We start from the raw sequence: 18,818 nt of genomic DNA on the forward strand, positions 1-18,818 counted from the left end.
AAATATGTCTCAGGATTTTTCGTTACTTATTATTTTTATTAGCTTTATTTGTTGAATTGATACCCCAAGATTCAATTCCAAATAAGTTAATCTCAAGATTTTCTGGTTTGAACAGAGGATTTTTACCTGCTTTACGTTGTAGTTGGTAATCTTTCATTACTGCAAAAGCAATATTAGAAAGTCCAATAATAGAAACAATATTAACAATTGCCATTAGTCCCATAAATAAGTCTGCTGTACTCCATACTGTTTCAGTTTTAGCAACTGCACCAATAAATACAAGTACGACTACAAGACATCTAAAAATGAAAATAATTGTCTTATTATTTGAAAGGTATTCTATATTAGATTGTCCATAATAATAGTTACCTACAACAGAAGAAAAGGCAAATAGTGTAATTGCAATTGTTAAGAATATACCACCTGCTGAACCTAAATGTTCATTTAAAGCAGATTGTGTAACTGCCACACCTTGAGGTGCATTTTCTCCAAATTTTAATCCAGAGTATAATAAAATCATGATTGCTGTAGCTGTACATACAAGCATAGTATCAAAGAATACACCTAATGATTGAATTAAACCTTGTTTAACTGGATGAGGTACGGCAGCTGTTGCTGCTGCATTTGGCGCAGAACCCATACCTGCTTCATTGGAGAATAAACCACGTTTAATACCTTGTAAAATAGCTGCACCTACTGCACCACCAGTTACTTGTTCAAAACCGAAAGCACTTTTAATGATAGTACCAATCATTGGAACGATTTGATCTAAGTTTAATAGTAAAATAACTAAAACCATACCAATGTATATAATAGCCATAATAGGAACTATTAATGATGATAATGTTGCAATACTTCGAACACCACCAAAGATGATGATAGCTGTAATGACTGCTAAAACAATTCCTGTAATAACTGGGCTAACATGATACTGAGTATTTAATGATTCAGCAATCGTATTTGATTGAACTGTGTTAAATACAAATGCGAAAGTAACTGTGATTAGAATCGCAAATACAATACCTAACCATTTTTGATTTAATCCTTTAGTTATGTAATATGCTGGTCCGCCTCGGAATCCACCATCTTTATCATGTACTTTGTAAACCTGAGCTAATGTGGCTTCCATAAATGCACTTGCTGCACCTATAAATGCAATAATCCACATCCAAAATACCGCACCAGGACCACCTAGTACAATTGCTGTTGCTACACCAGCAATATTTCCTGTACCAACCCTTGAGCCTGCACTAATTGCAAAAGCTTGGAAAGGTGAAATACCTTTTTCGCCACTTTCTAATGTTTCAGGTTTCTCAACTAACGCTCTAAACATTTCAGGCAACATGCGAAGTTGCACAAATTTAGAACTGATAGTGAAGAAGAAACCAGCTGTAAGTAACAATCCAATTAGATATTGAGACCAAATTAAATCATTCCCTACTTGGACAAAATCTTTGAACCAACCAGGAATTAAATTATCAAAATCTTTCAAATAAATCCCTCTCATCTTTAAATAAAATTCATATCTTAAAAATTCAAGAGATTCATATTGTCATATTGCAATCTAATTAAATAATGATTCAACATATCAATACTTATCATTAGATTGTTCAATTTAATATAAACCTCTTGAACGCTTTAATTGTGATTATTATATTTTATTTTATCATCTTATTCATGTATTGCATATACTTTTATTGTAAGTACATACCTTTGACTTCACCAAAATCATCAATATCTACAATAAACGAACCGTTCGTATATTGTTCAGATTTGTGAATCGACGCAATTTCGCCACTCTCTTGATTATTATCTGAATATAATGTATAGGTTGTATAATTATGACGGACAACATCAGCTGCTACAATTCGATGTGGTGCTTTTTTCAATTCTTTAAGTAAAGTTATACCTCTTTGTGCACGTTTAGCTTCTTGTAATACTTTGAATCCAATATGCTTAATTGCACCACGTTGAGTAGCCATCATCACTGATTCCGAATGGTTAATCATTTGAGTCATGACTACGAAATCCTCATCTTTTAAATTAATAGATTTAACGCCCGCAGCACGAAGACCAGTATCAGATAGTTCATTTGTAGAATAAGTAAGTGACATACCTTTGTGCGTTATCACTGTAATGAGTTGATCTGATTCTACCCTCATAATGTTAATCACTTCGTCTTGGTCTTTCACCTTCATAGCAATTAATGGTTTGTTATAGCGTGTCGTTTTAAACTGAGGAACACTACTTTTCTTAATCATGCCGTTGCGCGTAGCCATAATATAAAATGCTTCGTGTTGGCTAAAGTCTTTTTCATTAAACACATCAATCACTTGTTCATCTTCATCAATAGAAACAATTTGCGACACGTGTTGTCCTAACTCTTTCCATCTGATTTCAGCTAATTTATGAACAGGGATGAATAAATATCTACCTTTATTTGTAAACACGAGCGCAGTATCCTGAGTATTTACATCAAGGTACTTTAATAAACTATCTCCGTCTTTTAAGCCTACTTCGGAAACACCACTTGCATTAAAGCTTCGTGTAGTTGTCCGTTTAATATAGCCGTGTCTCGTCAAGCTCAATACTACTTCTTCACTTGGTACCATAACTTCTTTATCAATTTTAATTTCAGAAATTTCCGCTTCAATCGTAGACAGACGATCTGTTTTGAATTTCTTTCTTATTTCTGTCAATTCATTTTTTATCACATTTAATAATGCATCATGATCATCTAATATATGACGTAAATCTTTGATTAAATTAGATAATTCATCATGTTCTTGTTCTAAAGCAACAATATCGGTATTTGTTAAGCGATAAAGTTGTAACATCACAATCGCTTCAGCCTGAGCTTCAGTAAAGTCAAACTCAGCAACTAAGTTATCTTTAGCGTCTTTTTTATTTTTAGAATTACGGATAAGTGCAATGACTTCATCTAATATTGACAAGGCTTTCATTAAACCTTCAACGATATGCATTCGTTTTTCAGCATGCTCTAAATCAAACTTAGTTCTATTCGCGACGACTTCAATTTGGTGATTGATATAACTATCAATAATTTGTTTAATACCCATTAATTTAGGTCGCCCGTCACTAATTGCTACCATATTAAAATTGTAAGATATTTGTAAGTCTGAATTTTTATATAAGAAGTTCTTGATTGCTTCACTATTAACATCTTTTTTAAGTTCTATAGCAATACGTAAGCCCGTTCTATCCGTTTCATCTCGAACTTCAACAATACCGTCAACTTTCTTATCCGCACGTAATTCATCAATACGTTTAACTAAACTACTTTTATTCACTTCGTACGGAATTTCAGTCACAATCAATTCTTTACGTCCATTGCGTAATTCTTCTTCATCTACTTTTGAACGTACAACAATCTTACCTTTACCTGATTCATATGCCTTTTTAATACCATCTAGACCTTGAATGATACCTCCAGTTGGAAAATCAGGTCCTTTAATGTATTTCATTAATTGGCTCACAGTAATATCAGGATTATCAATATATTTTAAAGTCGCTTGAATAACCTCACCAAGATTATGTGGTGGAATATCAGTTGCATAACCTGCTGAAATACCAGTAGAACCATTAATTAATAAGTTAGGGAATCTAGCAGGTAATACCATAGGTTCTAGCGTCGTATCATCATAGTTTGGAATAAATGACACGGTTTCTTTATTAATATCTCTTAATAGTTCTTCAGATAGTTGACTTAACTTAGCTTCCGTATAACGCATCGCAGCAGGTGGATCATTATCAATACTACCATTGTTACCATGCATTTCGATTAAGACATGTCGCAACTTCCAATCTTGACTTAAACGCACCATAGCATCATACACTGAAGAGTCACCATGAGGATGATACTGACCGATGACATCCCCGACAGTTTTAGCACTTTTACGGAAATTTTTATCGAATGTATTACCACTTGAGTACATCGCGTATAGGATACGACGTTGTACTGGTTTAAGCCCGTCACGAACATCTGGTAATGCTCGCTCTTGGATAATATATTTACTATATCGTCCAAAACGGTCACCGATTACATCTTCAAGTGATAAATCTTGAATTATCTCACTCAATTCGTTTCATCCTCCTCATAGGTTTCATTTTCCAAAATTTGAACTTCAGTATTATCTAAAATACTTAAATCTTCTTGCATACCAAATTCAACATGATTTTCAATCCATTCTCTACGTGGAGCTACTTTATCTCCCATTAAAGTGGTAACACGTTTTGAAGAGCGTACTTCATCTTCAACTTGAACTCGTATCAATGTACGTGTTTCAGGATTCATTGTTGTTTCCCATAATTGTTCAGGATTCATTTCACCTAAACCTTTGTAACGTTGTAATGAGAACCCTTTACCAAGTTGCTTTTGTAATTTATCTAATTCATCATCAGTCCAAGCATATTCTACTTTCTTAGATTTACCTTTACCTTTTTCTAATTTATAAAGTGGAGGTAATGCTATAAAGACACGACCAGCTTGTACTAAAGGTTTCATATATTTAAAGAAGAACGTTAATAATAAAACTTGAATATGTGCACCATCTGTATCGGCATCGGTCATAATTATAATTCGACTATAATTACTATCTTCAATTTTAAATTCGTTACCAACACCTGCACCAATTGTATGAATAATCGTGTTAATCTCTTCATTTTTGAAGATATCTTCTAATCTAGCTTTTTCAGTATTAATGACTTTACCTCTTAGTGGTAGTATTGCTTGGAATTTACGATCACGACCAAGTTTAGCAGAACCACCTGCAGAGTCACCCTCTACTAAATAAAGTTCATTTTTCTCAGTATTTTTACTTTGAGCAGGTGTTAATTTACCTGACAATAACGTATCTTTTCGTTTGTTCTTTTTACCAGAACGTGCATCTTCACGTGCTTTACGTGCCGCTTCTCTAGCTTGTTGTGCTTTAATCGCTTTCTTCACAAGTGATTTAGACAATTGTCCTTTTTCTTCAAGATAAAATGGCAATTTTTCAGAAACAACTGAGTCTACAGCACTTCTAGCTTCTGATGTACCTAATTTAGATTTAGTTTGTCCTTCGAATTGTAATAACTCTTCAGGAATTCTTACAGAAACGATAGCCGTTAATCCTTCACGTATATCATTTCCATCTAAATTTTTATCTTTTTCTTTTAATTCATTGATACGTCTAGCATAATCGTTAAATACACGAGTCATAGCTGTTTTAAATCCGACTTCATGTGTACCACCATCTTTAGTACGCACGTTATTAACGAAGCTTAAAATGCTTTCAGAATATTGATCGTTATATTGGAAAGCTACATCAACTTCAATGCCATTAGATGTACCTGTAAAAGTTGTGACATCATGAAGAACTTCTTTACCTTCATTGACATAACTTACAAATTCTTTAATACCTTCTTCGTAATGGTAATATTCTTCTCTTTCTTTACCACGACGTAAATCAATTAATTTAATTTTTAGGTTTTTTAATAAGAATGCAGATTCTTGTAAACGCTCACTTAGAACATCAAAATTAAATGATGTCGTGGCTTTGAAAATTTCAGGATCTGGTTTAAACGTTACTTTTGTACCCGTTTTCTTTGTTTTACCTTCTTTTAGTAACCCTGTCGCAGGCACACCACCATCTTTAAAACTCTGTTTATATATATTACCGTCTCTATGAATTTCAACTTCTAACCATTCACTTAGTGCGTTAACCACCGATGCACCAACACCGTGTAGTCCACCAGATGTTTTATAACCACCTTGGCCAAACTTGCCTCCAGCATGTAATATGGTAAAGATAACTTGAACAGTTGGTTTACCTGAAGCGTGAATACCTGTTGGCATCCCACGACCATTATCTTCTATTGAAATACTATCATCTTGGTTTAGGATAACTGTAATCTCATCCCCGTAACCATTTAATACTTCATCGACGGAGTTATCGACAACTTCATATACTAGATGATGCAATCCACGTTTATCAGTTGATCCTATATACATCCCCGGTCTTTTTCTAACAGCTTCAAGACCTTCTAAAACCTGTATAGAATCATCTGAATAATGATTTTGTTTATTCATTGCCAATGATTTCGCCCTCCTACAAACGTACGTTCGTTTTTAAAACTATACAATAGTTATTCTTATATAAATCTGTATAAATTGCAAGTGTCATCTTGATAATTCAGTTTATTTTAATGATTATTCATTTTTAAATTATCAATTTTTATTGTTCTAAAATAAGGGGGATATGGTAAAATAGTGCTAAGTTACTAAAGGATGTGTATTTTATGATGATTGTCGTCATGTTAATACTAAGTTATCTTATTGGCGCTTTTCCAAGTGGTTTAGTTATAGGAAAGCTATTCTTTAAGAAAGATATAAGACAATTTGGTAGTGGCAACACTGGAGCAACAAACAGTTTTAGGGTATTAGGTAGACCAGCAGGATTTGTGGTAACCTTCTTAGATATTTTCAAAGGTTTTATCACTGTATTCTTCCCTATTTGGTTACCAGTACATGTTGATGGACCTATAAGTACATTCTTTACCAACGGACTGATTGTAGGTTTATTTGCAATACTTGGCCATGTATATCCTATATATTTAAAATTTAAAGGTGGTAAAGCTGTTGCTACGAGTGCTGGGGTAGTTTTAGGAGTAAATCCCATTTTATTATTAATTTTAGCTGCAATTTTCTTTTTAGTGCTAAAAACATTTAAATACGTGTCCTTATCAAGTATCGTAGCAGCTATTTGTTGTGTGATAGGTTCACTCATTATACAGGACTACATCTTACTTGCAGTTAGCGGCATTGTTTCTATAATTTTAATTATACGCCACAAAACAAATATTGTCCGAATCTTTAAAGGTGAAGAACCTAAGATAACATGGATGTAAATCAAATAAACAAAATTATTAGCGCTTAATTAGATATTTACCTAATAGATATCTTATTAAGTGCTTTTCTTTATAGTCATAAATGACACATGTTGATATAAGCACATTTTTTATTTTGTCAGTATGTATAATGTTTAAAAATATATTAGAATGATAGGCTATGCTATAATTCTAATATCACTAAAATTGACAATCCATCGAGTAAAATATAGAGATTTATTATGGAGGAGATTAAATGAAAATTGAACTTACAGACCAAGCCGTTCAATGGTTTAAAGATGAATTTGATTTACCGGAAGATAATCAAGTATTACATTTCTTCGTAAGATATGGTGGCGAATTTCAATTAAAACAAGGATTTAGCCCAGCGTTTAATGTTGAAAACAAATCTGATGTTGAGGTTGCTTATGAAGAAGAATATAACGGATTAACGATTGTTATATCCGAGAAAGATTTATGGTACTTTGAAGATGATCATATTGTGGTAGATACAGTTGATCATGAAGATGAAATTTCATATACAAAGAAATAGAAATATTATATAGCCCTAAAATGCATTAATAAAGCATTCTAGGGCTATATTTGTTATGTCTTATTAATTTAAATTATAAATGATCAATACCATGAGTTACTTCTTCATTGATGCCTTCTTTATTTAAAGATTCAACTTTACTATAGGTTTCATGCCAATCTGCAAAATAACGATCTAATCTAATTGGTCTAAACGTATCAGCTTTCATACAAATTAACTCAGTATAACCTGTAGTTGCAAGTTCGCCCTGTTCATTAAAAATTTCATATCTATACACAGAACGTAATCTTGAATATTTTTCCACCCATGTTTTAATGGTTACTTTTTCAGGATAAAAAATTGATTTTTTATATTTGATATTTAAGTCTGTAACTGGAGAAATGATCCCTTGCTTTTCCATATCAGCATAACTAAATCCTAGTTTTCTAATGTAATCTGTACGCGCTACTTCAAACCATGTTGCATAATTACCATGATAAATCACGCCCATTTTATCTGTCTCTTGATATCTTGGTTCAATTTCAGTCAAACTATAAATCATTTAAGTCCAATCCTTCCTTAACTATTAACATTACATATATAGTTTAGCATAAAAAAACAGTGCTAACCTAAACGTTAGCACTGTCAAAAGTCACATCTTTTGTGATTATTGAGCTAATTTATTTCTTAATACCATTTGTAAGATACCGCCATGACGATAATAATCTAATTCTACTAATGAATCGAAACGAACCATTGCTTCAAAATCAACAACTTCTCCATTTTCTTTCTTAGCATGAACAGTTACTAAGTCATGAGGTTTAACTGTTTCATCGATATCTACAGAAATTTCTTCTTTACCTTCTAAACCTAGAGAATCAGCTGATTCACCTTGTTTAAATTGTAATGGTAATACACCCATCATTACTAAGTTTGAACGGTGGATACGTTCATAACTTTGTGCAATAACAGTTTTAACGCCTAATAAGTTTGTACCTTTAGCAGCCCAGTCACGAGATGAACCCATACCGTAATCATTACCTGCTAAAACAGCTAAACCAGTACCATTTTCTTTGTATTTCATAGCTGCATCATAGATAGGCATGATTTCTCCTGTAGGCCAGTATGTTGTAAATCCACCTTCAGTACCTGGCGCTAATTGGTTTTTAATACGGATATTAGCGAAAGTACCACGTACCATTACTTCATGGTTACCACGTCTTGAACCATAAGAGTTAAATTCTCTAATTGGAACATCATGGTCTAATAAATATTTACCTGCTGGTGTATCTTTACCAATCGCACCTGCTGGAGAAATGTGGTCAGTTGTAACTGAGTCACCAAATTTACCCATAATACGTAAATCTTTTAATGGTTCAATAGTTCCTGGTTCTTTAGATAAACCTTGGAAGAATGATGGATTTTGAATATAAGTTGAATTTGGATCGAAATCATATAATGGTGCGTCAGTAACGTCGATTTCATTCCACATTTCATTATTTTCGTATACATTTGCATATTCTTCTAAGAATAATTCTGGTGTTACGACACTATCAACAGTGTCTGCAACTTCTTTGATACTTGGCCAGATATCTTTAAGATATACATCTTCGCCATCTTTACCTTTACCGATAGGTTCATTGTGTAAATCGATATCAACTGTTCCAGCTAATGCATAAGCTACAACTAATTGTGGTGAAGCTAAGTAGTTAGCTTTAACTAATGGATGGATACGACCTTCAAAGTTACGGTTACCAGAAAGTACAGAAGTTACTAATAAATCTTCGTCAGCTACTGCTTTTTCAATTTCAGGTAATAGTGGACCTGAGTTACCGATACAAGTTGTACAACCATAACCAACTAAGTTGAAACCTAAATCATCAAGATATTCTTGTAAACCTGAATCTCTTAAATATCCAGTAACAACTTTTGAACCTGGTGCTAATGAAGTTTTAACATAATCAGGTACTTTTAAGCCTTTTTCAATTGCTTTTTTAGCAACTAAACCTGCACCTAACATAACGTAAGGGTTAGATGTATTTGTACATGATGTAATCGCTGCAATTGCAACATCACCAGTCTTCATAGTTGAAGTTCTGCCATCATTAAATTTGATTTCTGCTTTCTTATCAAATTCACTTTCATCTAAACCATGACCTTGGTTTCCAGCTGGTGCTGTAACTGATTTTTCGAATTCAGTTTTCATGTCACTTAAGAAGATTAAATCTTGTGGACGTTTTGGCCCTGATAAAGAAGCTTGAACTGTAGATAAATCTAAATCAATCACTTCAGTATATTCAGGATCTTCATTTTCAACTTGGAAGAACATATTATTTTGTTGTAAATATTCTTTGACAAGTGCAATATGATCATCTTTACGACCAGTTAATTTCATGTATTTAAGTGATTCTTCATCAACTGGGAAGAAACCACAAGTTGCACCATATTCAGGCGCCATGTTAGCAATTGTCGCACGGTCAGCTAATGGTAAGTTTGTTACACCAGGACCAAAGAACTCAACGAATTTACCTACTACACCACGTTTACGTAACTCTTCAGTTACACGTAATGCTAAGTCAGTTGCTGTTGAACCTTGTGGTAATTCATTACTTAATCTTACACCGATAACTTCTGGAATTGGGAAGTATGATGGTTGTCCTAACATACCTGCTTCGGCTTCGATACCGCCGACACCCCAACCTAATACACCAATACCGTTAATCATTGTAGTATGAGAGTCAGTACCAACTAATGTATCTGGGAACGCAGTTTGTTCTCCGTCAACGTCACGAACATGAACAACATTCGCTAAGTACTCTAAGTTTACTTGGTGGACAATACCTGTAGCAGGTGGTACAGCATTATAGTTATCAAATGCTTTTGTTGCCCAGTTTAAGAATTGATAACGTTCATAGTTACGTTCGAATTCTAATTTCATATTACGTTGTAGTGCATCTGGATTAGCATAACTATCGACTTGTACTGAGTGGTCAATAACTAAGTCAACTGGTACTTCAGGGTTAATTTTGTTAATATCCCCACCAACATCATTCATTGCTTTACGTAAAGACGCTAAGTCAACAACTGCTGGTACACCAGTGAAGTCTTGTAAAATAACTCGAGATGGTTTGAAAGGTACTTCACCTTCGTTACCTTTTTTGCCAAATTCTGCTAATTGTTTAATGTGATCATCAGTAATTACAAAATCATCTTCCTGACGTAACACAGATTCTAGTAATACACGGATTGAATAAGGTAACTTTGAAATTTTAGTTAAACCTTGTTCTTCTAATGATTTTAAATCATAGTACGTGTATGATTGGCCATTTAAATCAAATTGTTTCTTTGCTGTTTCTTTAAAATTAGAAGCCATTTGATATCCCCCTTGAATTTCTATATATTTATATGCCTTAGTTAAATTGTATTATTATATGTTTTCGAACACAACTGTATAGGTATATAAAGGAGTCATTTTTCATTTCGCATTTTTAATCAGGTAGTATAAGTAAAACTTATTATGACTCATTTGTACCATAAGTTATTTTTATTAATTGAGAATGGTTATCAATCGCAAGTAATTATTATTTTATATGCTTGAAACATAAAAAATAGCTATCAACAAAATTGTTGATAGCTTTAAATCCACCATTATAGTAGATATTTCATTCAATTATTCTTCTCTTTCACGATTACGTCTAGATTCACGTTTTTCTAAAATATCAGATTCGTAATCCTCTTGTTGATATTTAACATATTCTTCTAATCTGTGTTTATTAGGCGTTAATGTTAATCCTAAGAATTTACGTTCCTTATTAGCATCTTTGTAGAAACTGATCATCATTAATATGACGACAAAGGAGAATGGAAACGCACTAATAATGGCGGCACTCTGAATCGCGTTGAGCGCTTTTGTTCCATCTCCGCCACCAGCTAATAATAATACAAAGGCGATAAGTGCTTGAGCAATACCCCAAGTTACTTTAACCATACTACTTGGATTTAACGAACCAAATGTTGTTTGCATACCTAATACGAATGTTGCTGAGTCAGCTGAAGTAATAAAGAATGAAGCAATTAAAATAAGTGCAATAAATGATAATACGATACCTAATGGTACGTGGTTGAATACACCGAATAATTGTGTTTCTGGAGTCATTTTAAATAACTCTGGATGTTTCTTACCAGTTTCGATACCAAGAACACCAAATACACTGAACCAGATGAAACTAACAATTGCTGGTACTAATAGTACACCAGAAATAAATTCTCTGATTGAGCGTCCTTTTGAAACTCTGGCAATAAATACACCAACGAATGGACTCCAACTTAACCACCAACCCCAGTAGTAAAGTGTCCATGTAGACATCCATTCACGTTTTTGTCCATTTAATGCTGCAGTATCAAAACTATTAAATAAGAATGTATTTAATAAGCTACCAGTTGAACTAGTCATCATGTTTAATATTAAAACAGTTGGTCCAATAATTAATGTAATAATCATTAATAAAGCACCTAATCCGATGTTTAGATTACTTAAATATTGGATACCTTTACTTAGACCAGACCAAGCACTTGCAATAAATAGGATTGTAACTATGACAATAATAATAGCTTGGACCCAAGTTGTATTCGGTACGCCAAATAAATAATTTAAACCACCGTTGATTTGTAATGCACCCATACCAAGTGATACAGCTACACCAACTAAAGTAGCAAATACTGAAAGAACGTCGATGAATGTTCCAATTGGACCTTCAACTTTATCACCTAAAATTGGGCGTAATGTTCTAGATAATAAGCCAGGCTCTCCTTTACGGAATTGTGCATAAGCAAGTGCTAATGCTACAACACCATATACAGCCCATGCATGGAAGCCCCAATGGAAGAATGTTGAACGTAATGCTTCTGTGTAAGCTTCAGTCGTTTTCGGATCGGCATCAGGTGGTGAAGCGAAATGAGACATTGGCTCAGCTGCACCGTAGAATACTAAACCGATACCCATACCGGCACTAAATAACATCGCAAACCAAGAAATAGTATTAAATTCCGGTTTGTCATTTGGTTTACCTAATTTAAGTTTCCCAATTGGACTAAAGATAAGGAAAATACAGAAGAAAACTATAATCGTAGTTAGAATTAAGTAATACCAACCTAGTTTATCTGTTATCCACATTTTGACCTCATTCGTTACTGAGTCAAATTGTGTTGGGAAAATAGCACCAATTAATACAACAATTGCTGCGATAATTGCACTATAGATAAACACCGGAGAAATCTTCTTACCGTTCTTTTCATTAGAAGAAGAAGAATTCATAATTAATTACTCCCTTCATATCTATTATTAAATTTTCAATCTAGTAAAACTAAAATATTCTTTTTTTATCTTAAAACATTTAATTTTACTAAAGCACTACTATAGGATAACAAACGTCCTATTTAGAATCAAATTTGATTAAATTTCCTATTTGCTAAATTAATTATATGTTGTATAATGGCTTTTAAATATTGTTTAGAAAGGACTATTTAAATGCTTAAAGAATTTAAAGACTTTGCGTTAAAAGGCAACGTATTAGATTTAGCTGTAGCCGTTGTTATGGGGGCAGCTTTCAATAAAATCATTTCTGCATTAGTCGAATACATCATCATGCCATTGATTGGTAAAATTTTCGGTTCAGTCAATTTTGCAGAAGATTGGGCTTTCTGGGGAATTAAATATGGTTTATTCATACAATCAATAATTGATTTCATAATCATTGCTTTTGCATTATTTATCTTTGTAAAAATTGCAAATACTTTAATGAAGAAAGAAGAACCAGAAGAAGAATTAGAACAAAATACGGTTCTTTTAACTGAAATTAGAGACTTATTAAGAGAAAAACATTAATAATAATATTAAATCGATTTATCAACTTACAATCAAAAGTTGATAAATCGATTTTTTTATAGAGACATTTCACTTTAATTCCATTTGAATTTTGTCATACTTTGATACTGATTTGATGTTACCTCTAAAATAAGTGGTATTCTTTGTTTTAATTCACTAACATGAGAGATAATACCTACCATTCTTCCCTTCGATTTAAGGTTTACTAGTGTATCAAGTGCAGTTTCAAGTGTTTCTTGATCTAATGTACCAAATCCTTCATCAATAAACATTGATTGAAGAGAGATTCCGCCCGATTCTTGTTGAACAATCTCACTTAATCCTAAAGCTAGCGCAAGCGATGCTTGGAATGTTTCTCCACCCGATAGTGAACTAATATGTCTTGCTTTATTAGAATAAAAATCAAAAACATCTATTTCTAAACCACTAAACCCTTGAGATAAAGCTTCTCTTCTTTGCAATTGATATCTTTGACCACTCATAGTAGCAAGTCGAATATTAGCTTGTGCTATAATTTTTTCTAAATAGTAAATTAGTACATAGTTTTCTAATGTTAATTTTTGACTGTTTTTACCAGATAGAATTTCTGCAAGATTAAATATATCTTGTTGCTCTTTCAACTCCTTGTTTAAATACTCGATATGAGATACAATTTCATCTACTTTTTGTTGGTTTAATTTCAGTTGATATTCTAATGTGGCAATTTCATTAGTTACATTTTCAAGTTTAGCTTTAAGTTCTGATAGAGTTTTTTGAATTTCTCCTATATCATCTAATTTTCTTCCTGCAACTAACTTTTTAAGTCTGCTTATTTCCAATTCATTCTTATGGATTTGTTTATCATATTCTTTAATTTCATTCTCTATGTCTTCTTTTTCATAAACAATTTTAATTATATCCTGAACTTGTTCAATAGAATCTATATTTAAACGGTTCATTTCAGCATCTAATGCTTGTTGTGTTTGTTTAATTTCCTCTTGAATATCATTTTTAGTTTGCTTATGATGATGCAAGTTATTTTCTTCTATGCTTAGTTTTTGAATAATTTCATTTCTATTTTGTTTATGATTTTCAAGTAATTTTAAATAATGATCAACATTACTTTTTAACTTTTTAAAATATGTTTCAAACTCATCTATTTCATTATACTGAGTAGTTGATTCAAAATCATTGATACGTATCTCACATTGTTCAATTTTAGATTTTGCATTTTTAATTTCATTTTCAATTTCAAACGATTCTTGACGTTTTTGTTCTACCTTTTTATTTGTTTTTAAGATAAATTCATTTTCCTTCTGTTGTTTTTCTTTTTCTTCTTTCTTTCTATTGATTTTAGAATAAAGGGTTTTTATATCCGGCATGGTATTTTCATCTACATGAATATTGTTTATTTGCTCCGTTAAGTGATTTAAAGTACTTTCCAATTTAGCTTTATCGATATTCATTTCATTAAGCTCTTTTTGTAATGATTGAATTAAATTTTGCTTTTTATTAATACTATCAAAATCAATATGTTGTCCTAATGAAGTAATTTCATTCCCGCAAATCGGACATGTATCTCCAAGTGACATGACTTGTTGAAGTTGTTCAACTAAAGTTTCTTTGTTATTCAAATTAATTTCTGTCTTATCTATTTCGGACAACTTATTAGATAAGTCTTCTATTTCAATACATTTTTGATTATAGGATGTCTTAGTGTCATTCAACTTAGAGGTTAATTCTGCTTTAATTTTCATATCATTTTTAAGCTTTTCTGCTAGTTCTAGTTCTTTTTCAATATTGAAAATATCCTGACTCAATTGTTCAACATAACTATAGTTAATTTCTTTTGATTTAATAGCTTCATTTAGTTTTAATAATTCATTTTCTATTATTTCTCTATTTTCATTTAAATCTACGAGTTGCGATATCAATCGTTCTTTGTCTTTATAACTATTTAAATAGAGAGTCATATTGGTATAAAAAGTATTAGTTTTTTCCAAATAGGCTTTTTCTTTATTGATAGATTCTTCTTGTTCAGATAATTGATTTAATTCTAATTGATTTTCTTCTTTTTCTTTTATTAACTTGTTAATTTCTTGACCAACGATTTCTATCAATTTTTCTGCTTGATTTAACTTTTTATTGGCCGCTTCATTTCTATCTAGTAATTGTGATAATGGTTTAATTTCATTAATCTTATTTAATCTCTCACGTTGTTGATTTATATTATTTTCCTTTTGCTTAAGTTGCTTTAATGTACTTTCACTTTTATTTAACTCATTTAAATTTAATTCTAACTCTTTATTATCACTGAGCTTTTGTTCTACTTTTTCAATTTCATTTTCATTATTTTTCTTTTGTTCATACTTTTTTCTCCCTATTTTTTTACCAAATTCATTAAACCTATGTAATACCTCAATGATTTTGTCTGTTTGATGTACATTGATACTTTTTAATTCTTCTAACTCATCGTTTTCAAAAGTATGGAGATCATTCCATAATCGTTCAATGTTTTTATATCTTTCTTCAATTTGGATTTTTTCATTTTTAACATTTTCGTTTAATTGTTTTTCAATTTCTTCAAATCGTTCACTATTAAAGAGTGTTCTTAAAATCCCTTGCTTTTCTTTACTATTAGATAATAAGAATTTTTTAAATTCACCTTGTGGCAAAATAAATAACTGTCTAAACTGTTCAGCATTAACACCAATTAAGTCGATAATAAATTGATTACCTGCATTTACCATACTTTCCCTTAAATCAAATTCGTTTTCTATATACTCGAAAACATTTAACTTTGCGGGCGTTTTGGTTGTATTACCTTCTTTAATATAAGGACCAGTACGAACTATTTTAAATAGTTTATGATTAAGTTCAAATTCGAACGTCACTTGCATTGCTGAATTACCATCTGCAAAATGACTTCTTAAATCATTCTCTTTTCTATTTTTAGTTGAAGCTTCTCCATATAATGCATATACGATGGCATCAAATATCATTGTTTTACCGGAACCAGTCTTACCACTAATTAAGAACAATTGATTTTGATCTATATTTCTAAAATCTATTGTTTCATTTAAGAAAGGACCAAAATTGTTCAACTTTAACATCATTGGTTTCAAGGTAATTAATCTTCCTTTCTCATCAAATCATTAATAATTTGGTTAATTTTCTTTTCTTGTATATCACTTAATTGCTCATTGGTTATCGTTTTATAAAAATGATTAATAATTGAAAGATCATCTTCTTTTTTGATTTCTATATGTTGAATTGCTTCATGGTACTCAAACGTTTCGTTTGTTAATGCTAATGTATTAGGATAGATTTGTTTCAAATTAATAATCGGATCTGAAATATGAGCCATGTTTCTTAATTTGAAATGGATATAATTATTCTTATTTGATACGTTTGCCTTTTCCTGTATGACGTCTTCATAATCCCCTGTGACAATTTCTAATTTTCTCATTGGTTCTATTGGAACAAAATAATCTTGAATATCATTTTTATGATTAAACTTAACTACTCGATAACCTTTAGGTTGTCCAACTTCTGAAAAAGAATATTGAAGTAATGAGCCACTGTATTTAATAATGTCCTCATTAATACTAAATGGATGATGTAAGTGACCTAACATTACAAAATCAAAAATATTAAATGATTTTCTTTCTACTGTTTCGACAGTACCTATCGTTAATGGCCTTTCTGAATCTGAAGTCTTACCACCTTGTACAGTTAAATGGCCAATCAAAATATTAATTTCATGAGGTTGTAGCGTTTCTGACATAGAACTTATACACTTATCTAATGCTTGTTGATGCGTTTGAATTGAATCATCTTTAAAATAATGTTGCACTTCAGCAACTGTTGCAAAAGGTAATGTGTAAAAATTGATGCCATTTATATGAATTGGTTGTGTCATACTTTCAAGTTGAGTTCTTATATATAAATCGCTATGTTCGAACCAACTCGCACCATAATTCAAACGTTCTTTTCCATCATGATTCCCACTAATTAAAATAATTGGAATTTTCATATCAATATTTAACGTGGCAATCGTCTCTTCAAATAATTTAATCGTTTCTTTACCAGGATATGTAGTATCGTATAAATCTCCTGCAATAACGATCATATCTGGTTTTTCTTCTTTCATTCGATCTATAAATTGTTCTAATACATATCTTTGATCTTCGAGTAGTTGTTTACCATTTAAAATTCGACCTAGATGCCAATCTGCTGTATGGATTACCTTCATCTTTATACCTCCGAATAGAACGTTTGTTCGTATTAATCATATTACTTTTCAATATATATTTCAAGCAAAAAGCCACTCATCTAGGTAGATAAGTGGCTTTTATATATTTAATGAACAATAGATTTTTTTACTTTTTTGTACTTGTAATACATCGCTAATCTCCATGGTACTATCATACAAAATGCTAATAAGAAAAACATACCAGCAATTTCTCCTGGATCAATTTCATTACTAATGAATATTTTTATAACAGTACGTATAACTAATAGTGATATCAAAATAATTGGAAACGCCTTTGATCGTTTCATATAAATCTCACTACCTTTTACTTCAAAACGAGATGTCCAAATTAAAACTGTAGAAAATAATACACCTAAGACTAATGATTCTAGTATCTCAGTTCCCGTCAATCTGAAATATGGTATTACATACATTAAAGCACCTGTTGCCATGAAAAATGGTGGTAAAATAATTTTCTTTTCATTGACTGGAAAATTTTGTGCTTTCATACGAATCACAATAACAACTGCACCCATCAAGAATGCAAATACAATTGAAAATATTAAATATGCCACTGTTACACCTTCTCATATATTCTAAACTACAATACTCTTTTTTAATCACGTGTTAGTATATCATTAAACGTATATATTTTCATAGCTTTTAATTTAATAAATAGGTATCCCAATATCAATCAATTTAACACCTTATTTTATTTATGATTTCTTATCAATAATTGAACCGTTATAACCTTATAAAAATGAAGACACTACGCATTTGTTAACTTATATTTTTAGTTCTATTTTTACTGTTATTCATAAAGATAGTTTCAAAATAATGATTAAACTTTACTGATACAAACTACATTTCAAATGACTATTCATTTTCACTCAAAACACATCATTTATAGTAAATTAAATATCCTAGCCTCCAGAAAAAGAATAATAATAGAACCATTATGATAACTGTTAATAATAATTGTAACACTACATGCACTTTTAGCCGATTACCAATAATTGAAACAATTATTACTGATAAAAATGACGCGATACCTAATTTGATACTATCTGGTTCTAAATTCAAAATAAACACCTCACATTAAACTTAACGATTAATGTTGGATGCCTTAACGATAGACTTAATAATTCTTCTAATCCTTTCAATATTATAAATACATTTCAATTTTAACTGAACATTTGGTTATTTTATTTAATAGAACAATCATAACTAAAAATAAAAAGGATTAAGACAGAAATTTATAACTGCCTTAATCCCTTTTT

The 18,818-nt window shown here is 31.3% G+C and carries 13 protein-coding genes; 3 read left to right on the plus strand and 10 right to left on the minus strand.

Annotation, left to right across the window (positions count from 1 at the left end; all coding sequences use genetic code 11):
* Positions 1-22: 22 nt before the first annotated feature.
* From alsT to parE, 3 genes are all read right to left on the minus strand, one after another.
* Complete coding sequence (gene alsT, locus ACZ267_RS03705) at positions 23-1,492, minus strand: glutamine transporter AlsT (protein WP_079449004.1); 1,470 nt, start codon at positions 1,490-1,492, stop codon at positions 23-25.
* 202 nt (positions 1,493-1,694) lie between these two features.
* Positions 1,695-4,100 (minus strand): DNA topoisomerase IV subunit A, encoded by a 2,406-nt coding sequence (gene parC / locus ACZ267_RS03710; protein ID WP_015365027.1) that lies wholly within the window; start codon positions 4,098-4,100, stop codon positions 1,695-1,697.
* Positions 4,097-6,091, minus strand: coding sequence for a DNA topoisomerase IV subunit B (gene parE / locus ACZ267_RS03715; protein ID WP_037540500.1), 1,995 nt, complete (start codon positions 6,089-6,091; stop codon positions 4,097-4,099). Before parE ends, parC begins: the two co-directional genes overlap by 4 nt.
* Positions 6,092-6,300: 209 nt before the next feature.
* On the opposite strand from parE, the gene plsY reads away from it, so the two are divergent.
* Together plsY and ACZ267_RS03725 are read left to right on the plus strand one after the other, a co-directional pair.
* The gene (gene plsY / locus ACZ267_RS03720) at positions 6,301-6,909 is read left to right on the plus strand and encodes a glycerol-3-phosphate 1-O-acyltransferase PlsY (RefSeq protein ID WP_002466090.1); all 609 of its coding nucleotides are present in this window, start codon (positions 6,301-6,303) and stop codon (positions 6,907-6,909) included.
* A 235-nt stretch (positions 6,910-7,144) separates the two neighbouring features.
* Positions 7,145-7,441, plus strand: a complete 297-nt coding sequence (locus tag ACZ267_RS03725) for a HesB/YadR/YfhF family protein (protein ID WP_002466095.1) — start codon at positions 7,145-7,147, stop codon at positions 7,439-7,441.
* A gap of 73 nt (positions 7,442-7,514) precedes the next feature.
* Here the strand turns inward: ACZ267_RS03725 and menI are convergent, their stop codons facing one another.
* From menI to ACZ267_RS03740, 3 genes are all read right to left on the minus strand, one after another.
* Complete coding sequence (gene menI / locus ACZ267_RS03730; RefSeq protein ID WP_002466091.1) at positions 7,515-7,982, minus strand: 1,4-dihydroxy-2-naphthoyl-CoA hydrolase MenI; 468 nt, start codon at positions 7,980-7,982, stop codon at positions 7,515-7,517.
* A gap of 105 nt (positions 7,983-8,087) precedes the next feature.
* Positions 8,088-10,793, minus strand: a complete 2,706-nt coding sequence (gene acnA, locus ACZ267_RS03735; RefSeq protein WP_002451312.1) for an aconitate hydratase AcnA — start codon at positions 10,791-10,793, stop codon at positions 8,088-8,090.
* A 297-nt stretch (positions 10,794-11,090) separates the two neighbouring features.
* On the minus strand, positions 11,091-12,734 hold the full coding sequence (locus ACZ267_RS03740) for a glycine betaine uptake BCCT transporter (protein WP_023375256.1): 1,644 nt from the start codon (positions 12,732-12,734) through the stop codon (positions 11,091-11,093).
* Positions 12,735-12,947: 213 nt separating this feature from the next.
* Between ACZ267_RS03740 and mscL the strand changes: the two genes are divergently transcribed.
* Complete coding sequence (gene mscL / locus ACZ267_RS03745) at positions 12,948-13,304, plus strand: large conductance mechanosensitive channel protein MscL (RefSeq protein ID WP_002466891.1); 357 nt, start codon at positions 12,948-12,950, stop codon at positions 13,302-13,304.
* 74 nt (positions 13,305-13,378) lie between these two features.
* Here the strand turns inward: mscL and sbcC are convergent, their stop codons facing one another.
* From sbcC to ACZ267_RS03765, 4 genes are all read right to left on the minus strand, one after another.
* Positions 13,379-16,408, minus strand: a complete 3,030-nt coding sequence (sbcC, locus tag ACZ267_RS03750; RefSeq protein WP_047210803.1) for an exonuclease subunit SbcC — start codon at positions 16,406-16,408, stop codon at positions 13,379-13,381.
* A gap of 5 nt (positions 16,409-16,413) precedes the next feature.
* Positions 16,414-17,538 (minus strand): exonuclease subunit SbcD, encoded by a 1,125-nt coding sequence (gene sbcD, locus ACZ267_RS03755; protein ID WP_002465846.1) that lies wholly within the window; start codon positions 17,536-17,538, stop codon positions 16,414-16,416.
* A 107-nt stretch (positions 17,539-17,645) separates the two neighbouring features.
* Positions 17,646-18,113: a CcdC family protein gene (locus ACZ267_RS03760; protein ID WP_002465848.1), complete on the minus strand. Its 468-nt coding sequence runs from the start codon at positions 18,111-18,113 to the stop codon at positions 17,646-17,648.
* Between the two features lie 325 nt (positions 18,114-18,438).
* Positions 18,439-18,621, minus strand: coding sequence for a hypothetical protein (locus tag ACZ267_RS03765; RefSeq protein ID WP_015365031.1), 183 nt, complete (start codon positions 18,619-18,621; stop codon positions 18,439-18,441).
* Positions 18,622-18,818 lie beyond the last annotated feature (197 nt).

The organism is Staphylococcus sp. AC872, assembly GCF_979255425.1.

What these genes read in the sequence shown, in the direction of transcription:
- parE (WP_037540500.1), bottom strand. Translation starts at nt 6,091, where the DNA reads ATGAATAAACAAAATCATTATTCAGATGATTCTATACAGGTTTTAGAA.
- plsY (WP_002466090.1), top strand. Translation starts at nt 6,301, where the DNA reads ATGATGATTGTCGTCATGTTAATACTAAGTTATCTTATTGGCGCTTTT.
- ACZ267_RS03725 (WP_002466095.1), top strand. Translation starts at nt 7,145, where the DNA reads ATGAAAATTGAACTTACAGACCAAGCCGTTCAATGGTTTAAAGATGAA.
- menI (WP_002466091.1), bottom strand. Translation starts at nt 7,982, where the DNA reads ATGATTTATAGTTTGACTGAAATTGAACCAAGATATCAAGAGACAGAT.
- acnA (WP_002451312.1), bottom strand. Translation starts at nt 10,793, where the DNA reads ATGGCTTCTAATTTTAAAGAAACAGCAAAGAAACAATTTGATTTAAAT.
- ACZ267_RS03740 (WP_023375256.1), bottom strand. Translation starts at nt 12,734, where the DNA reads ATGAATTCTTCTTCTTCTAATGAAAAGAACGGTAAGAAGATTTCTCCG.
- mscL (WP_002466891.1), top strand. Translation starts at nt 12,948, where the DNA reads ATGCTTAAAGAATTTAAAGACTTTGCGTTAAAAGGCAACGTATTAGAT.
- sbcD (WP_002465846.1), bottom strand. Translation starts at nt 17,538, where the DNA reads ATGAAGGTAATCCATACAGCAGATTGGCATCTAGGTCGAATTTTAAAT.